Origin of the sequence: Zobellia uliginosa (genome assembly GCF_900156625.1) — a bacterium.
GTDB classification, from domain to species: domain Bacteria; phylum Bacteroidota; class Bacteroidia; order Flavobacteriales; family Flavobacteriaceae; genus Zobellia; species Zobellia uliginosa.
Genome location: NZ_FTOB01000003.1, coordinates 445,047 through 465,163, shown reverse-complemented (window position 1 = coordinate 465,163; position 20,117 = coordinate 445,047). Strand labels below are relative to the sequence as shown.

15 protein-coding genes are annotated in these 20,117 nt (G+C 42.6%); 5 read left to right on the top strand and 10 right to left on the bottom strand.

Going from position 1 to position 20,117, the window contains the following annotated elements; all coding sequences use genetic code 11:
• Positions 1–2: 2 nt before the first annotated feature.
• The gene (locus tag BW980_RS10430) at positions 3–2,063 is read right to left on the bottom strand and encodes a M1 family metallopeptidase (protein WP_076455161.1); all 2,061 of its coding nucleotides are present in this window, start codon (positions 2,061–2,063) and stop codon (positions 3–5) included.
• A 78-nt stretch (positions 2,064–2,141) separates the two neighbouring features.
• Here BW980_RS10430 and recG point away from each other — a divergent pair, with 78 nt between their 5' ends.
• From recG to leuB, 5 genes are all read left to right on the top strand, one after another.
• Positions 2,142–4,247, top strand: a complete 2,106-nt coding sequence (gene recG / locus BW980_RS10425) for an ATP-dependent DNA helicase RecG (protein WP_076455160.1) — start codon at positions 2,142–2,144, stop codon at positions 4,245–4,247.
• A 78-nt stretch (positions 4,248–4,325) separates the two neighbouring features.
• Complete coding sequence (leuC, locus tag BW980_RS10420; protein ID WP_076455159.1) at positions 4,326–5,741, top strand: 3-isopropylmalate dehydratase large subunit; 1,416 nt, start codon at positions 4,326–4,328, stop codon at positions 5,739–5,741.
• Between the two features lie 39 nt (positions 5,742–5,780).
• Positions 5,781–6,377 carry a 3-isopropylmalate dehydratase small subunit gene (gene leuD / locus BW980_RS10415; protein WP_013995879.1) on the top strand — a complete coding sequence of 199 codons (597 nt, stop codon included), beginning with the start codon at positions 5,781–5,783 and terminating at the stop codon, positions 6,375–6,377.
• A 131-nt stretch (positions 6,378–6,508) separates the two neighbouring features.
• Complete coding sequence (locus BW980_RS10410; RefSeq protein ID WP_076455158.1) at positions 6,509–8,026, top strand: alpha-isopropylmalate synthase regulatory domain-containing protein; 1,518 nt, start codon at positions 6,509–6,511, stop codon at positions 8,024–8,026.
• Positions 8,027–8,237: 211 nt separating this feature from the next.
• Positions 8,238–9,293 (top strand): 3-isopropylmalate dehydrogenase, encoded by a 1,056-nt coding sequence (leuB, locus tag BW980_RS10405; RefSeq protein WP_076455157.1) that lies wholly within the window; start codon positions 8,238–8,240, stop codon positions 9,291–9,293.
• A gap of 156 nt (positions 9,294–9,449) precedes the next feature.
• Here leuB and BW980_RS10400 read toward each other — a convergent pair whose 3' ends face one another.
• From BW980_RS10400 to ilvC, 9 genes are all read right to left on the bottom strand, one after another.
• Positions 9,450–10,139, bottom strand: coding sequence for a hypothetical protein (locus BW980_RS10400; protein WP_076455156.1), 690 nt, complete (start codon positions 10,137–10,139; stop codon positions 9,450–9,452).
• 443 nt (positions 10,140–10,582) lie between these two features.
• Entirely contained in the window at positions 10,583–11,158 is a 576-nt protein-coding gene (locus BW980_RS10395; RefSeq protein ID WP_076455155.1) for a hypothetical protein, read from the bottom strand.
• Positions 11,159–11,461: 303 nt separating this feature from the next.
• Positions 11,462–11,821 carry a hypothetical protein gene (locus BW980_RS10390; protein ID WP_076455154.1) on the bottom strand — a complete coding sequence of 120 codons (360 nt, stop codon included), beginning with the start codon at positions 11,819–11,821 and terminating at the stop codon, positions 11,462–11,464.
• A 118-nt stretch (positions 11,822–11,939) separates the two neighbouring features.
• Positions 11,940–12,776 carry a helix-turn-helix domain-containing protein gene (locus BW980_RS10385; RefSeq protein WP_076455153.1) on the bottom strand — a complete coding sequence of 279 codons (837 nt, stop codon included), beginning with the start codon at positions 12,774–12,776 and terminating at the stop codon, positions 11,940–11,942.
• Between the two features lie 239 nt (positions 12,777–13,015).
• Positions 13,016–13,864 carry a helix-turn-helix domain-containing protein gene (locus tag BW980_RS10380; RefSeq protein ID WP_076455152.1) on the bottom strand — a complete coding sequence of 283 codons (849 nt, stop codon included), beginning with the start codon at positions 13,862–13,864 and terminating at the stop codon, positions 13,016–13,018.
• Positions 13,865–14,034: 170 nt separating this feature from the next.
• The gene (locus tag BW980_RS10375) at positions 14,035–15,234 is read right to left on the bottom strand and encodes an MFS transporter (protein WP_076455151.1); all 1,200 of its coding nucleotides are present in this window, start codon (positions 15,232–15,234) and stop codon (positions 14,035–14,037) included.
• 281 nt (positions 15,235–15,515) lie between these two features.
• On the bottom strand, positions 15,516–17,096 hold the full coding sequence (locus BW980_RS10370; RefSeq protein WP_076455150.1) for an NADP-dependent glyceraldehyde-3-phosphate dehydrogenase: 1,581 nt from the start codon (positions 17,094–17,096) through the stop codon (positions 15,516–15,518).
• Between the two features lie 138 nt (positions 17,097–17,234).
• Complete coding sequence (ilvA, locus tag BW980_RS10365) at positions 17,235–18,485, bottom strand: threonine ammonia-lyase (protein ID WP_076455149.1); 1,251 nt, start codon at positions 18,483–18,485, stop codon at positions 17,235–17,237.
• 77 nt (positions 18,486–18,562) lie between these two features.
• Positions 18,563–20,038: a ketol-acid reductoisomerase gene (gene ilvC, locus BW980_RS10360; RefSeq protein WP_076455148.1), complete on the bottom strand. Its 1,476-nt coding sequence runs from the start codon at positions 20,036–20,038 to the stop codon at positions 18,563–18,565.
• Positions 20,039–20,117: the final 79 nt, after the last annotated feature.

Genomic DNA, 20,117 nt, shown 5'->3' with positions numbered 1-20,117 from the left:
ATTTAGTTTAGTTTGGTGCTAATATAACGCGTTTCCTCTTGGTTTAGTTTCCCTTCCAACTTTTCAATACGGGTTTTATACTCTTGATCTTCCAAAAGTTGCCCGATTAGGCCCCGTGCATACTTTTTAAATTGCCAAGAGTGGTGGTTGGTTGCATTTATAAGATTAGCCAGCCCCTCGTCTGTAAAACCTATTTCCCGCAAATACTGGAAAGCCCCGATACGCACTTCCCAACCATATTCGGGCGAAGTATAAGCGATTAATTCCGAAAAGTATTTCCGGGTGTTTTCCGACTCATATCCTTCGGTAGCCACGGCGAGGAACAACCACAGTAAGCGGACATTCTTGTTCGGCAGGCCGACCACTTCCTTCGTCGCATCCAAATAGACCTTACGGCTCTCGGGAAAAGACGACCAAAGCTTGAACAGGGCCAACTCTCGGGTTATATAACTGGAATCGCCCAATAATTTTTCCGCACTTTCCTTATGGACATCTGAAATTTGGTTGACCAGCTGAATAGCTTTTTGGCGGACTTTTAACTGAGGATGCCCAAATAAAGGAGCGAACCGATCTTGTTCCAAAATCTCTTGGGCCAGTTCATCTACCAAGGCTACTTTATACTGTACCGGCCTTTCCGCCCGTAGTTCCTTTTCCAAATCCTTCAGTTCGTGTCCCGACCCAAGAAAGGCGGAAAGGGCTTCGTTCTTATTCATGAGATAGGTCTTGGCTTCATCCCATGGAAATTCGGAGGACTCCAACCATTTTACCCTAAATCCCTCCAGGCTCATGGTTGACGCTTGTTCCATCTCCTTTAAAAAATCGTCGATTGTTACATTTTTGAATCGATGGGCGTTCAAATAATCGGAAACCCCTTTTTTAAAGGGCCTATCCCCTACCAACTCCCTGAGCATCACCAAGGCCCAAGCCCCCTTTTCGTAAAAAGTGGCGCTACTGGCTTTAGGGTCGACCAGGGCCTGACCTTTACCACCTTCGCTCATTTCACGTAGTTCCTTGGCCGTGTCGAATAATTTCCAATAGAAATGGTCATCACCAAAAATTTCCTTTTCGGCCAAATAGGCATAATAGGTAGCAAAGCCCTCTTGCAACCAATGATGGCTTCCGTTTTTTTCAGTAACCAAATTACCGAACCACTGGTGCGCCAATTCGTGGGCATTGACATTGATGTAGTTCTTATCCACAAAGGCCGTAGCGTCTATGACATATCCATCGGAAAAAATAGTAGCCCCCGTATTTTCCATCCCCGCGTAAAGGAAGTCCCTTACCGGAATCTGCTTGTAATCCTGCCAAGGGTAGGAAACCCCTATTTCATTCTCTAAAAAATCAAAAATCCGCTGGGTATGGCGATAAGTAGGCCCAACCCTTGCACTATCCTTCGGATAGAAGTAATTTACAATGGGAACACCCCTTGAAGACCTCAGTTCTTGCTTGCTATAATGGCCGATGGCAAAGGCTAGGAGGTAGCTACTCATAGGGTTTTCCATATCGAAAAGCCACACAGGCCTACCATTGTCGCCCTTAGAGACCGACACCAATTTACCGTTAGCAATTACCTCATAGGGGTGATTTGCCTGAACGGCCAAGTCGAACTCGACCTTTTCGTTCATATCGTCAAAACTAGGCAGCCAATGACTGGTGTACTTACCCTGACCTTGCGTCCACACCTGTTCGTTCCCTTCTATTTTATCGCCCCAGCCCAAAAAGTAAACCGTTTGCCTTGGTTTGGCCACATAGGCTATCGTAAGCTTGTGGGATGTATCCTTTTTTAGCTTTTTACGAATGGAAATCGTCTTGTCGGTCGTAATATAATCGACCTGCTTGCCGTTCAACTCCACTTTTTCAAACCTCATATCCTTGGCATCGAGAAAAACCGAGTCTACATTTTGAAGCACGTCAAATCGATAGACCACCCTCCCCTTGACCTCTTTATTCAAAGGGACGGGTTCTATATATACATCGGCACGAACAAAGTCGACCTTATCTTGATGCTGCCCAAAGGAAAAAGAAACAAAACCGAAAAAAAGAAGTAAAAAAAAGTATCTCATGAATTTTTAGAAACAAATAGTAGACCAAATTTAATGTTTTAGTTTGTCGCAATTGCACCTATCACCTATTTTAGTCCCATGAACGCTAATTCACTTCAGACACCTATTGTATACCTAAAAGGTGTAGGCCCCAATCGGGCCCAAACCTTACAGTCTGAATTGGGTATACATACGTTTCAAGATTTACTGAATCTTTTTCCCAACCGTTATATTGACAAAACCCGTTACTACAAGATAAACCAACTGCAGCGCAGCAATGCAGATGTGCAGGTTATCGGAAAGGTAGTACACATCAAAACCGTGGAGCAAAAAAAAGGCAAACGCCTTGTTGCCAATTTTGTCGATGAGACCGGCGAGATGGAACTGGTGTGGTTCAGGGGACAAAAATGGATCAGGGAAAATTTAAAACTGAACACCCCATATGTGATTTTCGGAAAATGCAATTGGTTCAACGGCAAGTTTTCTATGCCCCACCCCGAAATGGAACTTTTAAAAGACCATGAGCAAGGCCTTAAGGTGTTGATGCAACCCGTGTATCCATCAACCGAAAAACTTAGCAACAAAGGAATTACCAACCGGGTAATAAGCAAACTGGTTCAACAAATATTCATTGAAACCAAGGGGAGGTTTACCGAGACCCTTTCGGAAAAATTGATGTTCGGGCTAAAGCTTATCCCCAAGAGCGAAGCCCTGTTCAACATACATTTTCCAAAGAACCAAGAGCTATTGGCCAAGGCCCAATTCCGGTTAAAGTTCGAAGAGCTGTTCTACATTCAGCTTCAATTGATTGCCAAGAACATGTTGCACAAGCAAAAAATAAAGGGTTTTAACTTTGACCAAGTGGGTGTTCTTTTTAACGATTTTTACAAAAACCACTTACCTTTTGAGCTTACGGGTGCCCAAAAGCGGGTCATCAAGGAAATCAGGGCCGATTTAGGAAGTAATGCCCAAATGAACCGCCTTTTACAGGGCGATGTAGGCTCCGGAAAGACTATAGTCGCCGTAATGACCATGCTTTTGGCCATTGACAACGGTTTTCAGGCCTGCCTTATGGCCCCCACTGAAATTTTGGCGAACCAACACTATACCGGTATCGTAGACCTTCTTAAAGGTACAGGCATCAACTGTGCCCTTTTGACGGGCTCGGTAAAACAGGCGCACCGGCGTCCGATCCACGAAAAACTGGAAAGCGGCGAACTCAACATTATAATAGGCACCCACGCCCTATTGGAAGACAAGGTGAAATTTAAAAATTTAGGACTCGCCATTGTAGACGAACAGCATAGGTTCGGTGTTGCACAACGATCCAAGCTTTGGCGCAAGAACCAGATTCCGCCCCACATATTGATCATGACGGCAACGCCCATTCCCCGCACCTTGGCCATGAGCCTTTATGGCGACTTGGATGTTTCCATAATCGACGAGCTCCCTCCTGGAAGAAAACCCATAAAAACCGTACACCGGTACGATAGCAACCGCTTAAAGGTTTTTCAATTTATACGGGACGAAATAAAAAAAGGGCGTCAAGTCTATATCGTATACCCCCTCATTCAAGAGTCTGAAGCCTTAGATTACAAAGATTTAATGGATGGGTATGAAAGCATTGCGCGCGACTTCCCCCTACCCGATTACCAGATTTCCATTGTACACGGACAAATGAAGCCGGCGGACAAAGATTATGAAATGGAACGCTTCGTAAAGGGAGAAACCCAGATCATGGTCGCCACTACGGTTATAGAAGTAGGCGTAAACGTCCCCAATGCCTCCGTGATGATCATAGAGAGCGCCGAACGATTCGGCCTATCGCAACTCCACCAGTTGCGGGGTCGTGTGGGCCGGGGTGCCGACCAGAGTTTCTGTATCCTCATGACCGGGCACAAATTATCTACCGAAGCCAAAACCCGATTACAGACCATGGTACATACCAACGACGGCTTTGAAATTGCCGAGGTCGACCTAAAGCTACGTGGCCCTGGGGACATCATGGGCACCCAACAAAGTGGCGTACTGAATTTAAAGATTGCCGATATCGTAAAAGACAATGATATTCTTAAAACGGCCAGGTACCATGCCATACAATTATTAAAAGACGACCCCAGCCTTGAAAAACCGGAAAATATGGCTATCAGACACACGTACGCCCAGCTGGCGAAATACAAAAATATCTGGAATTATATAAGTTGAACATCGTAATTTTCAACCACAATAATTTCTTAACAACACCCACATTCGTTAGATTTGTGAGCTTAGAATTTAAATGAGATGAATACAAAAAAAACATTATTCGATAAAGTTTGGGATTCGCATGTGGTACAACACATTGAAAACGGACCTGACGTATTGTTTATAGACCGCCACATGGTGCACGAAGTAACGAGTCCCGTTGCTTTTTTAGGTATAAAAAATAGGGGCATCAAGGTGCTGCATCCTGAAAAAACGTTTGCTACGGCCGACCATAACACCCCTACCATCAACCAACACCTACCTGTTGAAGACCCGCTTTCCGCCAATCAATTGCGTATGTTAGAGGAGAACTCCAATGAGTTTGGTATTTCATATTGGGGTCTCGGGCATGAAAAAAACGGTATTGTTCACGTTGTAGGACCGGAATACGGCATCACCCAACCTGGCGCCACCATCGTTTGTGGTGATTCACATACCTCCACTCACGGAGCTTTCGGAGCCATCGCCTTTGGTATCGGCACATCGGAAGTAGAAATGGTTTTGGCTACGCAGTGTATTATGCAGACCAAGCCAAAGAGTATGCGGATCAATGTTGAGGGCAGCCTTAATAAAGGGGTTACCCCTAAAGATGTGGCCTTGTACATCATTTCACAATTGACTACATCAGGTGCCACAGGCTATTTTGTGGAGTATGCCGGACAAGTTTTCAGGGATATGACCATGGAAGGCCGAATGACGGTCTGCAACCTTAGTATTGAAATGGGTGCCCGTGGAGGAATGATCGCCCCCGATGAAAAAACATTCGAATACGTAAAAGGAAGGGAATTTACGCCCACCGGTGAGGCATGGGACAAGGCTATGGCCTATTGGAAATCCCTTCCTACCGAAGAAGGCGCAGAATTTGATAAAGAGATTACTTTCAACGCTGCCGACATAGAACCGATGATTACCTATGGTACCAACCCTGGCATGGGCATCGGAATCACACACGGTATTCCGCAAGCGGAAGCTGTTGAAGGTGGCGTTGCCACATACAAAAAGTCCTTACAGTACATGAACTTCAGTGAGGGAGACAGCATGATGGGCAAACCTATCGATTTTGTTTTCTTGGGAAGCTGTACGAACGGAAGAATTGAAGATTTCAGGTTGTTCACCTCCTTGGTAAAAGGCCGTCAAAAAGCCCCTAACGTTACCGCTTGGTTGGTTCCCGGTTCACACAGGGTAGAAAAAGCTATTAAAGACGAAGGTCTATTGTCCATTTTGAACGAAGCCGGTTTTGAACTTCGCGAGCCTGGTTGTTCGGCTTGTTTGGCCATGAACGACGACAAGGTACCTGCCGGAAAGTATGCGGTGAGCACGTCAAACAGAAACTTTGAAGGGAGACAAGGCCCAGGTTCAAGGACTTTGTTGGCCAGTCCGTTAGTTGCCGCTGCGGCTGCAGTAACAGGAAAGGTTACCGATCCAAGGGACTTAATGGAACTTGAAACCGCCTAATCCTAATTTACTTTTAATTCAGAATTACAATTTGAAATTATGGCATACGATAAATTCAATATATTAAAATCATCGGCCGTACCACTTCCCATAGAGAATGTGGATACCGATCAGATCATACCTGCAAGATTCTTAAAAGCCACCGAACGTAAGGGTTTCGGAGACAACCTTTTTAGGGATTGGCGTTATAACAGTGACGGTACCGAAAAGAAAGACTTTGTACTGAACAACCCAACCTATAGCGGCCGTATTTTGGTCGGCGGTAAAAACTTCGGATCAGGCTCTTCCCGTGAGCACGCCGCTTGGGCCGTTTACGATTACGGATTCCGTTGTGTGGTATCAAGTTTCTTTGCCGATATTTTCAGAAACAACTGTTTGAACATCGGTGTTCTTCCCGTACAGGTAAGTGCCGAATTTTTAGATAAAATCTTTAAGGCCATCGAAGCCGACCCTAAGGCCTCTTTTGAGGTGAGCCTTCCTGAGCAGACGATTACCATTGAAAGCACAGGGGAATCGGAAAGTTTTGACATCAACGCTTACAAAAAAGCGAACATGTTAAACGGTTTTGACGACATCGATTACCTTTTGAACATTCAGGACGAAATCAAGGAATTTGCCGCTGACAGACCGTTATAGGCTTCTGTTGCAGACCTCCTAAAAGATTAACGCAATCTGCCGAACCATCAGAGTTTCGGTAGGTTGTTTTTTCCTTTACATCAATCGCTAGAAAATCAACCTAATACAGTTCTAAAGAAACCCTAGAGCAAATGAAAAGAAAACTGGAAATTATGGATACCACGCTGCGAGACGGCGAACAAACCTCTGGTGTATCCTTTTCCGTTTCCGAGAAACTGACCTTGGCCAAACTACTTTTAGAAGAATTAAAAGTTGACCGTATCGAAGTTGCCTCGGCACGGGTTTCCGATGGGGAGCTCGAAGCCGTCAAACAAATCGCACAATGGGCTTCTGACAAGAATTGTATCGACAAAGTGGAGGTGCTCACCTTCGTTGATGGCGGTGTATCGATAGATTGGATGAAAACGGCCGGGGCCAAAGTACAGAATCTCTTGACCAAAGGTTCGTTGAACCACCTTACCTATCAACTTAAAAAAACGCCTGAAGAACATTTTTCCGATATTGCAAAATCTATAGAACAGGCTTCAAAAAACGGTATTGTCACCAATGTTTATTTAGAAGATTGGAGTAACGGTATGCGCTCTTCAAAGGAGTACGTTTTTCAATACCTCGATTTTTTGACACAGCAACCCATTAAACGGGTCTTGCTTCCCGATACCTTGGGCGTACTCACCTATTCGGAAACCTACGCCTATATTTCAGAAATCGTAACACGTTACCCCGATGCCCATTTTGATTTCCACGGGCACAACGATTACGACCTTGGGGTCGCCAATGTAATGGAAGCCGTAAAAGCCGGTTGCCATGGTCTTCATCTAACGGTTAACGGTATGGGAGAACGGGCCGGTAATGCCCCAATGGCAAGTGCCATTGCCGTAATCAACGATTTTTTACCGAACATTCAGATTCAGGTCAACGAGTCTTCGCTCTACAAAGTCAGTAAATTGGTTTCGGCCTTTACAGGGGTCGGAATTCCCTCGAACAAACCTATTGTAGGGGATAATGTATTTACACAAACCGCTGGAATACATGCGGATGGGGATAGTAAAAAGAACTTGTATTTTAACGACCTATTGCCCGAACGTTTTGGCCGTAAAAGAAAATATGCCTTAGGCAAAACCTCGGGAAAAGCCAACATACAGAAGAATTTACAGGAACTCGGACTCACTCTTAACGATGAAGAGCTGAAAAAAGTTACCCAACGTATCATTGAACTGGGTGATAAAAAAGAGAGGGTAACCAAAGATGATCTGCCCTATATCATTTCCGATGTTTTAGGCGAGGGTGACGACCATCAACAGAAAGTATTCATAAGATCCTACGTACTCACCCATTCAAAGGGGCTACGTCCATCGACTACGGTTTCCTTAGAAATCAATGGCGAGCTCTTAGAGGCCCATGCCCAAGGGGATGGACAATACGATGCATTTATGAATGCCCTTCGCAAACTCTACACCTCAAAGAACATGGAGTTTCCGAAACTAACGGACTATGCCGTAAGGATTCCACCGGGGAGTAATTCAGACGCCCTATGTGAAACTATAATCACTTGGCAAAATGGCGATAAGGAATTGATTACCCGGGGACTGGATTCCGATCAAACCGTATCGGCGATCAAAGCGACCGAAAAGATGCTCAATATCATTTAGTTATGCTATCGGCCCACGAACTGGAACACTTTACGGTTTCAGCGAAGGATTTGGGATATATAGAAGGGCAATTTTTTGAGGACCTTAATGACAACGTTGACAGGATCAGGAAAAGTTTAAATAATTTGATAAATAAAATGTAATTAACCTTACACACCAAAGTAGATACATAGCACAAAGTAATTGGCGTGTAGCGTAAAGCTAAAAAAGAATGAAACTAGACATTGCACTATTGGCCGGAGATGGAATCGGCCCCGAAGTTATTGACCAAGCCGTAAAAGTTTGCGATGCTATCGCAGCAAAATATAAGCATGAAATCAGCTGGAAACCTGCGTTGACAGGCGCCGCGGCCATTGATGCCGTTGGAGAACCTTATCCGGATGAAACCCATGAAGTTTGTGCCAGTGCAGATGCCGTTCTTTTTGGAGCCATAGGCCACCCTAGGTTTGACAATGACCCTTCCGCAAAAGTTCGCCCTGAGCAAGGTTTATTGAAAATGAGACAAAAACTGGGTCTTTTTGCCAATGTACGCCCGACTTTCACCTTCCCTTCTTTAATCGATAAGTCGCCCTTAAAGCGCGAGCGCATTGAAGGTACCGATTTGATTATCCTTAGGGAATTGACCGGTGGTGTATATTTTGGAGAGCGCGGTAGAAAAGACGATGGCAATACGGCTTTTGACACCATGACCTACACACGCGCCGAGATTCAACGTTTGGCAAAAAAAGGTTTTGAAATGGCCATGAACCGTTCTAAACGCCTTTGTTGTGTTGACAAGGCCAACGTTTTAGAGTCATCACGTTTATGGAGAGAAACCGTACAGGCCATGGAAAAAGACTATCCTGAGGTTGAGGTTTCTTACGAATTTGTTGATGCTGTTGCCATGCGATTGGTGCAATGGCCAAAAGGATACGACGTTATCATCACAGAAAACCTTTTCGGAGATATTTTGACCGATGAAGCCTCTGTAATTTCAGGCTCTATGGGATTAATGCCTTCTGCTTCCGTAGGCGAAAAAACAAAACTGTACGAACCTATTCACGGTTCATACCCACAGGCCGCAGGAAAAGACATTGCCAACCCATTGGCTACCGTACTTTCTGCAGCTATGATGTTTGAAGATTTCGGTCTACAGGAAGAAGCCGAAGATATCCGTCGTGTTGTGAACAAATCTTTAGCCGAAGGCATCGTAACCGAAGACCTTTCCGAAGACGCCAAATCGTACAAAACAAGCGAAGTTGGTGATTGGTTGGCCAAGAACGTTTAAGTAGATCTATTTTCCCAACGACTAGCGCGGGACAATTGATATTTAAAAGTGCTAAATCCCTAGACACCCCTTTTTAAAGGAGGTTTTAGGATTTAGCACTTTTCTATTTATCTGACCGATAACTCAAAAAACTAAGAGGACGATTGTGGTGATTCATCAACACCCCATAGTTATAGACACAGTTAAAGACGGAGGGTCTACATAGGTTATTATTGGATCCGGGTTGGTTTCACCCAAGGGACACCCCTCTATTGTGAATGAATCAATAAGAGGAGGTATCCGTCTAGGATCCAATCTCACGCTCCACTCTCCTTTATACGGATTAGAGTTAAATCCATTTGTCACCTCATTTGGTGCCAACGGTATACTCACACCACTATGACTAAGAATAATATGTCTTCCAGAAGTATTAACTACTCCCTTTATTGTAATTCCCGAACTTACACTAAGATCAGACAATGGGATATATCCGACCCTTTGTCCTTGGGCAACCACACAACCCGACCATAAAAAGTCTAAGGTCCTAGTTATATCTTCGTCAATTATTTGAACATCTATAATCTTTTCTCCTAGGTTACTATTATCTGGTGCATACATGGTTATTCTTGTTGATTCCTCAGCTGTTAAGTTAACCTTCCCCTCCTTAGCTATCTCTCCAGAAAACGGTGGATCTGTTGGTCTAGTTGTTTCGACCCTAAGTTTTTTTATATCATTACTCCCCCACTCAATTTTAAATTCCTCTCTAGGGCAAAGTGTTGTCGGCTTTATCGTCATACTAAATTTTGGGGTACACGAATAGCTTACCACTATCAAAAAATATATAAGTGAAAAATTTATTTTTTTCATATCTCTCGTTTTTATTATTAATAATTGCAAATCGTCTCTAATACCTTTTTGATAAGAAGCAAAAAAGAAAAAGAATTGCTACTTGGATCTGATATCAACTAAGCAATTATTCTTTTGATACATTTCAATCAATAATTATTGGTGTGAGTTGCACTACTCTTTTCACTAGTAAGTTTTAAATGAATATTTCTAAAAAAACAGAACTAACACATTAACTTCCATTACATTATAAAATTTCAAAGCATCCATCTTTTACTACCGATGTTTCATTAGTCACACCCAGTTAAGAACCGAGATATGCAATTTTTCTTTTTCGGCTATTACTAAAAGTTCTTTTTTCTTAGCCTCATTTTTTGTTAATACGTTGCGCACGGCCGTCCATACTTTAAACCCATTTCCTATCATAAAAATGACGGTCAAGAGTACAATAGTTACATCTTAAACTACTGAACATCTTCTTTTCCATAAAACCAAGAAATTTGTTTCTCCTCATAAAACTCATATACATCTTCTTCGGTATTATGCATAAAAATTGGTAATGCACTCGAGATTTCAAGGGTTGTCCCGGAAACAACCCCAGTTTGTGTGTATGACTGATCAGTATCCGCATTATATTTTAAAATCCTTTTATCCCCATCTTTAGTCCAAACTATTTCAACTTCAGCTTCTGATTCTTTTGCTGGCTCGTAAATTGTTTCGTATGCATCCTCCTCTTCTGAATACACTATATACAAAACACCTAGGCTAGATGTCGTTCCTGTGCCGTCACTTTTAAGGGTAATAGTGCCCTGAGGGATACCTTCTACCTCTTTATTAAAATCTGTATTCTTCGTCCCGTCATTATTAAAATCACTAGCTTCTTCCATAATTGAAGCGGTAGATTTCCAGATTTCAACAATAGTGACTTCTTCTATATCTTCCCCATCTGTTTTATCCTCAGTATCATCGCTTTTATCGCAAGCAACAAAAAATAGCCCTAGAGCAAAGATCGATAAGTAAAATTTCATTGTAGTTTTCATAATTTATAGTGTTTAGAGGTTTATATTTAATTTCGTGATTTGTAATCTTAGCAAACGGCTTGAGTTCATCCCATTCAAGTTTTATTCATACTCTTCTGTTTGATTAGTTAATGGCAGCGCTAGGTCGTAAGGTTTCTAAGCGTAGAATTTGCCATCTGCCTGGTTCCTATAAGTTTTAGACCGTAGACTTTTTAATCGGAATCAAGAAAAAATGTAACAAAAGCACCTTCATCCTGATTCCGAAGAGTTTTGATGAGCTTAGACCCCGTTTTAAAGAATTTCGTTTTCCTTAAGTTCTAAGGCCTAAGCATTCTGATGAAAAAAACAATGCACGTTTTTAACAAAGTAATTGTCCGTAGTAGACGATTCCAGTTCAAGTTCATTATTCCCTTGCACTTTCAAATAAGACCCAGGAAAAGTTAGGATCTGTGTAAACCAAGCATCTTGAAAATCCCAAGAAGGATCATAAGCAGTCAAGTCCCCAATATGCTTTCCATTGATTTTAACAGGAAGGGTCTCCCTTAAATTTCTAACCATAATAAAAATAACAGCATTCCGATTCCCTTCCCTCCCACCTGTTCCGAAAGGAAAGTCCTGTTCAACATCTGTAATTAACACATGGTCATTACCAATAACCGTAATAAAATCCGATACAATAGGCATAGCTTATAGATTTAAATTAAACAATCATTTATACTATCTGCGGGGTCATTTACTCCGCTGAAGCTTTCATGAAGCCAAAATACTTGGAAGAAAGACTGTTATGGGGGTAAAAAACCGACTAAAATGCAATCTGCTTTAAAAACGACTGGGCGGCCTCATTCTGAAAGCCCATGTAGGAAGAAAGTGTTGTATGTGTTATCGCTCGAAATTGTTTGCGAAAATGTGATTTGTCATAATACTCATATTGACATAACAAATCGATCAAGGGGGCTTTGGTACGATTAAAATCGTTTACAATATGATTGATCTTAACAATAGTGGCATATTGATGGGGCCGAAGACCGATACGTTCCTTAAATGCACGTTGTAAATGACGTTCACTTACTTTTAGCGTTTGGGCCAAGGTATTGGTATGAATGATCCCTTTCCGATTAATGATTTCCTCTACCGCCCAATCGGTGAATACCGGATCTTGTCTCTGTTTTAGAACCTGGGAACCAAGCCATTGTTCAAAAAGTAAAACACGACTATTAATATCGCTCCCCATCATTTTCCCATGGAGATCCTTTAGGCTTTTATCTAAGTGGTAGTTGGCCTCAATGGCAAAATTCCGTAATTCGTTAATAGGTATTTTCGTTAAACGACAAGCCGTCGTCGGCTTTAAAACCACCCCAAACAAATCGCTATCTTGAGGCATTTCCATTGCATACATACAGTCTTGTTGACCAGTTATAAACACGGGGTAATCAATGAGTCCAACTTGATCCCTGAAGTCACAAACCAATGAACCATTAAAATTAAACCCAAGAAAAACGCACCCTGTGGGTAAGCTGGTCTGCCGATACAAATGAGGATTCTTTTGCCTATCTCCACTAATCTTTTGTTGAAAATAGAAATAAACGTAAGGTTCCAATAATTTGGAAGGCGCCTTAGTAATAAATTCACGCGTAGCCATATTACAAAAATTGAATTAGAATGTCATCGAAAACCCTAAAGGGCCTTCGTACAGAGGGCAAAAACAAAAGGGCTTTTGCAGACCCATTTTGCTATTGATGTGATACAAGGGAATTGTCAACGCTGTATCGTCTTTCACACTTGACAACGAAGAAAAGAAATAGGTTTTAGGGAAGGATGTAAAAATGCGTTCTAAATGACCTCCAACGAATATAACTAACTACAAGTCAGTCAAAAACATCAATACGTTTGCGCATTTTTAATAAAAAGTGAATCCCTGACAAATAATTCTTGAATAAGTTTAAATCGCTCTATATGAAACTCGTTCGGTGTATGGCCACAGTACTTTTTAAAGTCTTTATAAAAATGTGAAAAATCATAATAATTATACAATGTACCTAGGCTGGCATAATCGTTCTGCGCATTCATATCAATTTCAGAAAACAGATTATTAAAGCGTACGATACGGTTAAAGGTCGAAGGGGGAATTCCGACGACCTCCTTAAATTTTTTTTGAAAATAACGCATACTCACATTAAGTTTGTCCGTTACTTCCCTTACTTGAATACACCCATAAGATTCGCACATCATTTCTACCCCCAAATCAACCATAGGACTAGTTTTACACGCCCCTTTTACCCTGTTTAGCAATAATTTTTCTACCCTTGAAATTCTTTCCCGTGGGTCTGTAGTCCGTTCAAGCTGATGTAAAAGCTCAGTGAGATTCACATTGAGAAGGCTTTCCGTACTCAAGGGAGTATCTACCAAGGTATGCATATCAAAACCAAACAATTTACGGAGTCCTGCCGGCTTAAAGGCTACACCAATTAGCGCTACAATATCGTCATCTGAAGTAAGCGTGTAGGTGTTAATTTGTTGACCTATAGTATAACACTTGGGAACAAAAGGCTTTTTACCCCCTATAGAACCATAAATGCTCCCTGAATATTGAAACACCATAAAGCCCATTCCACTAGGAAGCACAAATTCCTCTATCTTTTCCCCATAATCTTTTCGCTCCCATTTTACTTCGTAAAAGAAAGAAACAAAAGGGAGCAATGCTTCGGGTGGAGGGTATGCAGTATACATATTTAACGTATTGACTATCACTAAAGTAGTAAAAAACCGATATTTATAACGTATATATTGTATCGCTTGTAGGGAATACGGTATAATTGGCCACAAAAAAACTCCCAAGAAATCGCTTGGGAGTTTTTTTATCTCAATTTAAAATGTGATTTTTTTACGTGCTACCTTAATTAGCTATTATACGCCAACTTTCGGTACTTATTGGCCCTTTGCCTTCTATACACGAGTATGGCTACGGCCATTGCCACCCCGGTACCGGCCAGTACCGCACCTACGACTCCCGAATAGACCACCCCATAACCATAGGCAATTGGCAGTCCGGCCAAATAGGCTCCAGATGCATTCCCCATATTAAAAGCACTTTGGTTCATTGAAGACCCTAGCATTTCGTTTCCTTTTGAGGTGTTGATTATTGCCATTTGTATGGGTGTCGAAACCGTAAAAGATGCGAGTCCTATCAAAAAGGTCATAACCAGTAAGACGTTGGGGTTTGTTGCCACTACCGCATTGACCAGCAATAGCGCTACCATAAAACCAAGACTAATGGCCACGGCTTTTAGCGGCACGAACCACTCGGCCATCTTTGCCCCTAGAAAGTTCCCCACCACCATACCTAACCCTGCCAATATCATGGCATAACTCACCATATTCTCACCCCAACCCGCAACATCGGTCACCAAGGGGGCAATATAGCTGTACCAAGCAAAAAATCCTCCTGTACCGATAGTTGTAAGGGCGATTAGCGCCCAAAGTTCCGTATTTCTCAATCCCTTATTGTCCTTTGAACGCGGTTTAGGCAATTCAGGGGCAATTTTAGGCATCCAGAAAAATACACTCGATATCGCCAAAAACCCAACTACACCTACCATAAAGAAAGAAATGCTCCAATCATAATGGTGTCCGATATAGGTTCCCGTCGGCACTCCGATTACATTGGCTATCGTCAACCCTGAGAACATTACGGCAATTGCTTGAGCAGACTTGCCCGCCTTGACCAATTTACCCGCTACAACGGCGCCGATACCAAAAAAGGCACCATGGGGCAAACCAGATAAGAATCGGGTCACCAGCAACGTACCATAACTATCGGCAAAACCGGATAAGGTATTGAATAAGGTAAACCATCCCATCAATAACAACAAAACGGTCCTGGAATTCAATTTTGAGCCTATTTTGGCCAATAATGGTGCCCCCACCACTACACCAAGGGCATAAGCGGCAATGGAATGGCCCGCTTCGGGAATACTAATATTCAATCCTTTGGCCACATCGGGAAGAATGCCCATAATCACAAACTCCGTCAATCCAATACCGAAACCTCCTATCGCCAAAGAAATTAGCGCCCTCCTATTTGCTGTGTTTGCTTTCATATCACATCATTTTTTTCATTCAACATTTGTCTTTGCAAGGCGTCAAAACTTACATTACAAAAACAACTTCTATTTACACTACAAATGTAGGGCACGAAAACACAGCGTAACTATGCCCCTTTGTCAAATTTCTATGTTATATTACCCCATAAAAAAAATTACCCCTATAAGCAGGGGTAATATCTTATACTTTAGACCTATTCTCAGTCCAACTTAACAAAGCTTGAGAGATGTGCAGGAATACAATGAAACTCCTTGCATTCCCCTAATTCAAGCCTACATTACAGTATATAGTCCGTACTGACAAAATTCGAAAGTTTGGCTTCCAATAACTGCTGAATGGTCTCATTGTTCAAATCGTTATCCTTAAAGGCGACGAATGTTCGAATAGAGAAGGATCGCAAAGCATCATGAACGCTTAAAGTGGCTTGGGCCGAATCTTTTCTTCCCGTAAACGGATACACATCGGGACCACGTTGGCAAGAACTGTTCAAGTTCACCCTACACACCAAGTTAACCAAGGAGTCAATTAAGGGGGAAAGTGCGTATACATCCTTTCCGAACAAACTCACCTGTTGTCCGTAATTACTTTCCGCCATATCGTTTAAGGGCTCTTCAATATCGGAGAATGAAAGTACAGGTACCACAGGTCCGAACTGTTCCTCTTGGTATACCCTCATATCCTTGTTAACCGGATAAAGCACGGCAGGCCAGATGTAATTATCGAATTTTTGACCTCCTTTTTTGTTCTTTATTTTTGCTCCTTTTTCAAGGGCGTCATCAATCAACTCTTGAATATAGGCCGGTTTTCCCGGCTCTGGAAGAGGTGTCAATTTCACCCCGTCTTCCCAAGGATTTCCGAATTTTAAATCGTCTACCCTTTTGGAATAGCGTTTCAAAAACTCACCCTTGATATCTTCATGTACATAGATTACTTTTAAGGCCGTACATCTTTGACCATTAAAAGACAGGGTTCCGGCAATACACTCATCGATGGTCAGATCTAGGTCGGCATCAGGAAGAATAATGGCCGGATTCTTAGCCTCCAAACCTAAAACCAAACGCAAACGGTTGCTTTTAGGGTGTTGCTCTTGCAAGGCGTTTGCCGATTTACTGTTTCCTATCAAGGCCAATACATCTACCTTACCGGTCTGCATAATGGGTGCCGCAACGGCCCTACCCCTTCCAAAAAGGATGTTTACCACACCTTTAGGGAAACTGGTCTGAAAGGCCTCCAACAAAGGCGTAATCAATAAGACCCCGTGCTTTGCCGGCTTAAAAATAGTGGTATTCCCCATAATAATGGCAGGAATAAGCAATGCAAAGGTTTCATTGAGCGGATAGTTATAAGGCCCCAAACAAAGTACAACCCCTACAGGTCCCCTTTTAATATGGGCATAGACACCATCGTGTTTTTGAAACTTGGCCGAATTGCGGTCCAAATCCTTATACTCCTCGATGGTATCGTTTATATAATCTACGGTACGGTCAAATTCTTTCTGGCTATCGGGTAACGATTTACCGATTTCCCACATCAGCAATTTTACGATTTCCTCCCGTTTGGTCTTCATCTGCCGTACAAAGTTCTCCATACATTCAATACGGTCTTTTACGTGCATGGTCGGCCAAACGCCTTGCCCCCTATTAAAAGCCTTCATGGCGGAATCTAGGGCATCAAGGGCTTCAGGCTCGCCCATGTCGGGAATACTACCCAATAATGTGGGTTTATAGGCTTCGGTAGAAGATATGGTAGAAAAGACCTCTGTGGTCTTACCTTCCCACGTTTTCAGCTCTCCGTTTACCAAGTATTTTCTTTGGTCTATTATCTTGTTAATCTGATATGCTTCAGGTATAGTTGTCATTTTAAAAAGGTTAGTTCTTTAACTTAAAAAATTAAGGAGTACAATTCTTACAAAAGTACATAATTATAAAAATCGAAGTTACCTAAAATAGGCCTCCCTTACACGAATTTCATAAAACAACCGAAAATCGTGAAACCTTTACACGAGATACTGAAACAAGTCGGGTTTGTCATTCAGGTAGTCTCCATAAAAGTTGTTTGCCTTCATTCGCTGTACCAGTGGTTCTAGGTCTTCAGGACTTTTGAGCTCGATACCAACAATGGCCGGCGCGTTTTCACGACTCGATTTTTTTGAATATTCAAAATGGGTAATATCATCATCAGGGCCTAAAATCTCTGCTACGAACTCCTTTAAGGCACCAGGTCTTTGTGGAAACCTTACAATAAAATAATGTTTAAGGCGGCCGTATAAAAGGGCTCTTTCCTTAATCTCCGCCGTTCGGGTGATATCGTTATTGCTTCCACTAAGAATGCAAACAACGCTCTTGTCCCTTATTTCGGAAGCAAAGCCATCTAAAGCCGCTATGGTCAATGCCCCGGCAGGTTCGACTACAATGGCATCCCTATTGTACAGGTCAAGAATGGTCTGGCACACTTTACCTTCCGGCACGGTTACCATATCATAAAGTCCTTCCTTACAGATGGAAAAGGTCAAATCCCCCACTTTTTGTACCGCAGCACCATCAATAAACTTATCGATTTTTAAAAGCTCGGTATTCACGTTATTTTCCATGGAAGTCTTCATAGATGGCGCCCCTTCGGGCTCAACACCTATGATTTTGGTGCTAGGCGACAGTTCTTTAAAGACGCCTATTAAACCCGAAGCGAGTCCACCTCCGCCCACGGCCACAAAAATGTAATCTATAGGCTCCTTAAACTGTTCCAAGAGCTCCAAGCCTACCGTAGCCTGCCCTTCAATGACCTTAGGGTCGTCAAAAGGATGGATATAGGTCTTATCGCTGCTTTCACAAAATGCCCTGGCACTTTTAGACGAGTCGTCAAAAGTATCGCCTTCAAGCACAACGGTGACCCATTCACCGCCGAACATTTTGGTCTGCTCTATTTTTTGCTTCGGTGTTACCGAAGGCATATATACCGTACCTTGAATTTTTAGATGATTACAAGCAAAAGCTACGCCTTGGGCATGGTTTCCCGCACTGGCGCACACAATTCCCTTTACCCTTTCCTCTTCCGAAAGCGAACTGATCTTATTGAATGCCCCTCGAATTTTATAGGAACGCACCCGATGCAGGTCTTCTCGCTTAAGAAGAACATTGGCACCATAAGCCTTTGACAGCCGTATGCTTTGCATTAAAGGGGTTTCCGAAGCCACCTGGGCGATGGTCGCAGCCGCCTTTTTGATATCCGGTATACTAGGAAAATACGTCATATTAAAAAACCCTGTCTAGAATTTTAACTTCCTATAGTTTGGAAGACTAAAAAAACCGGACAGGGTCGTTTTATCAATTATACAATCGGCTTCATGGCCGTCATAGATGCGCGAAGTCTTGCGCCTACGATTTCGACCGGATGCTCACGAAGTACTTTGTTCACGGCTATGAGTTTAGCATTGTCAACCCCGTTGTCTTTACCTTCTCCATAAGCCTTACCGATAACGTCGGTATCGATTTTTTTCATAAAATCGGCCAATAGCGGCTTACAGGCATGATCGAACAGGTAACAACCGTACTCAGCGGTATCGGAAATAACACGATTCATCTCGAACAATTTCTTTCTTGCAATGGTGTTTGCAATTAGCGGAGTTTCGTGCAATGACTCATAGTAAGCCGACTCACCGATAATACCCGATTCCGTCATGCTTTCATAAGCCAATTCAACACCGGCCCTTACCATAGCGATCATTAACACCCCATTGTCGTAAAATTCTTGCTCAGATATTTTATCGTCACCTGCAGGAGTTTTTTCAAAAGCCGTTTCACCGGTTTCCGCACGCCAAGTCAAAAGATTTTTATCGTCATTGGCCCAGTCTTCCATCATGGTTTTTGAGAAATGGCCGGTCATAATATCATCCATATGCTTTTGGAAAAGCGGACGCATGATGTCTTTCAATTCTTCAGAAAGTTCAAAAGCCTTGATTTTGGCAGGATTCGACAAACGATCCATCATATTGGTGATACCACCGTATTTCATTCCTTCGGTAATGGTCTCCCATCCGTATTGGATCAATTTGGAAGCATAACCGGAATCGATTCCCTTTTCGATCATTTTATCGAAACAAAGAATACTACCTGTTTGCAACAATCCACAAAGAATGGTTTGCTCACCCATTAAATCGGACTTTACCTCGGCAACAAAGGAAGATTCCAAAACACCTGCCCTATGGCCTCCAGTAGCAGCGGCGTATGCCTTGGCCTGCTCCAAGCCCTTTCCTTCTGGATCGTTCTCCGGGTGAACCGCGATCAAGGTAGGTACACCAAAACCTCTTTTGTATTCTTCACGCACCTCAGAACCTGGACTCTTGGGCGCTACCATAATCACAGTAAGGTCTTCGCGTACTTGAGTACCTTCTTCCACAATGTTGAAACCATGTGAATACGATAAAGTCGCTCCCTTTTTCATCAATGGCATTACCGCACCAACAACGGCAGTATGCTGTTTGTCAGGAGTAAGGTTGATTACCATATCGGCACTAGGAATCAAATCCGCATAGGCACCAACGGTAAAACCGTTTTCCGTAGCGTTCAAAAACGATTGTCTTTTTTCTTTAATTGCGGCATCCCTTAGCGCGTACGAAATATCAAGACCCGAATCACGCATGTTGAGACCTTGGTTGAGACCTTGGGCCCCACAACCAACGATAACTATTTTCTTTCCTTTTAAAGCCGATACACCTTCGGAGAATTCCGAAGCTTCCATAAACCTACATTTTCCCAACTGGGCCAATTGATCTCTTAAAGAAAGTGTATTAAAGTAATTTGCCATTTTTCAATCGTGTTTTTCAAATTCTCGCTAAAGCTATCTTACTTCATAGACATCAACAAGACTTTTTATTAAATTAATT

Excerpts from the sequence above, each read along its gene's own strand:
- BW980_RS10430 (WP_076455161.1), bottom strand. The coding sequence starts at position 2,063 with ATGAGATACTTTTTTTTACTTCTTTTTTTCGGTTTTGTTTCTTTTTCC.
- recG (WP_076455160.1), top strand. The coding sequence starts at position 2,142 with ATGAACGCTAATTCACTTCAGACACCTATTGTATACCTAAAAGGTGTA.
- leuC (WP_076455159.1), top strand. The coding sequence starts at position 4,326 with ATGAATACAAAAAAAACATTATTCGATAAAGTTTGGGATTCGCATGTG.
- leuD (WP_013995879.1), top strand. The coding sequence starts at position 5,781 with ATGGCATACGATAAATTCAATATATTAAAATCATCGGCCGTACCACTT.
- BW980_RS10410 (WP_076455158.1), top strand. The coding sequence starts at position 6,509 with ATGAAAAGAAAACTGGAAATTATGGATACCACGCTGCGAGACGGCGAA.
- leuB (WP_076455157.1), top strand. The coding sequence starts at position 8,238 with ATGAAACTAGACATTGCACTATTGGCCGGAGATGGAATCGGCCCCGAA.
- BW980_RS10400 (WP_076455156.1), bottom strand. The coding sequence starts at position 10,139 with ATGAAAAAAATAAATTTTTCACTTATATATTTTTTGATAGTGGTAAGC.
- BW980_RS10395 (WP_076455155.1), bottom strand. The coding sequence starts at position 11,158 with ATGAAAACTACAATGAAATTTTACTTATCGATCTTTGCTCTAGGGCTA.
- BW980_RS10390 (WP_076455154.1), bottom strand. The coding sequence starts at position 11,821 with ATGCCTATTGTATCGGATTTTATTACGGTTATTGGTAATGACCATGTG.
- BW980_RS10385 (WP_076455153.1), bottom strand. The coding sequence starts at position 12,776 with ATGGCTACGCGTGAATTTATTACTAAGGCGCCTTCCAAATTATTGGAA.
- BW980_RS10380 (WP_076455152.1), bottom strand. The coding sequence starts at position 13,864 with ATGTATACTGCATACCCTCCACCCGAAGCATTGCTCCCTTTTGTTTCT.
- BW980_RS10375 (WP_076455151.1), bottom strand. The coding sequence starts at position 15,234 with ATGAAAGCAAACACAGCAAATAGGAGGGCGCTAATTTCTTTGGCGATA.
- BW980_RS10370 (WP_076455150.1), bottom strand. The coding sequence starts at position 17,096 with ATGACAACTATACCTGAAGCATATCAGATTAACAAGATAATAGACCAA.
- ilvA (WP_076455149.1), bottom strand. The coding sequence starts at position 18,485 with ATGACGTATTTTCCTAGTATACCGGATATCAAAAAGGCGGCTGCGACC.
- ilvC (WP_076455148.1), bottom strand. The coding sequence starts at position 20,038 with ATGGCAAATTACTTTAATACACTTTCTTTAAGAGATCAATTGGCCCAG.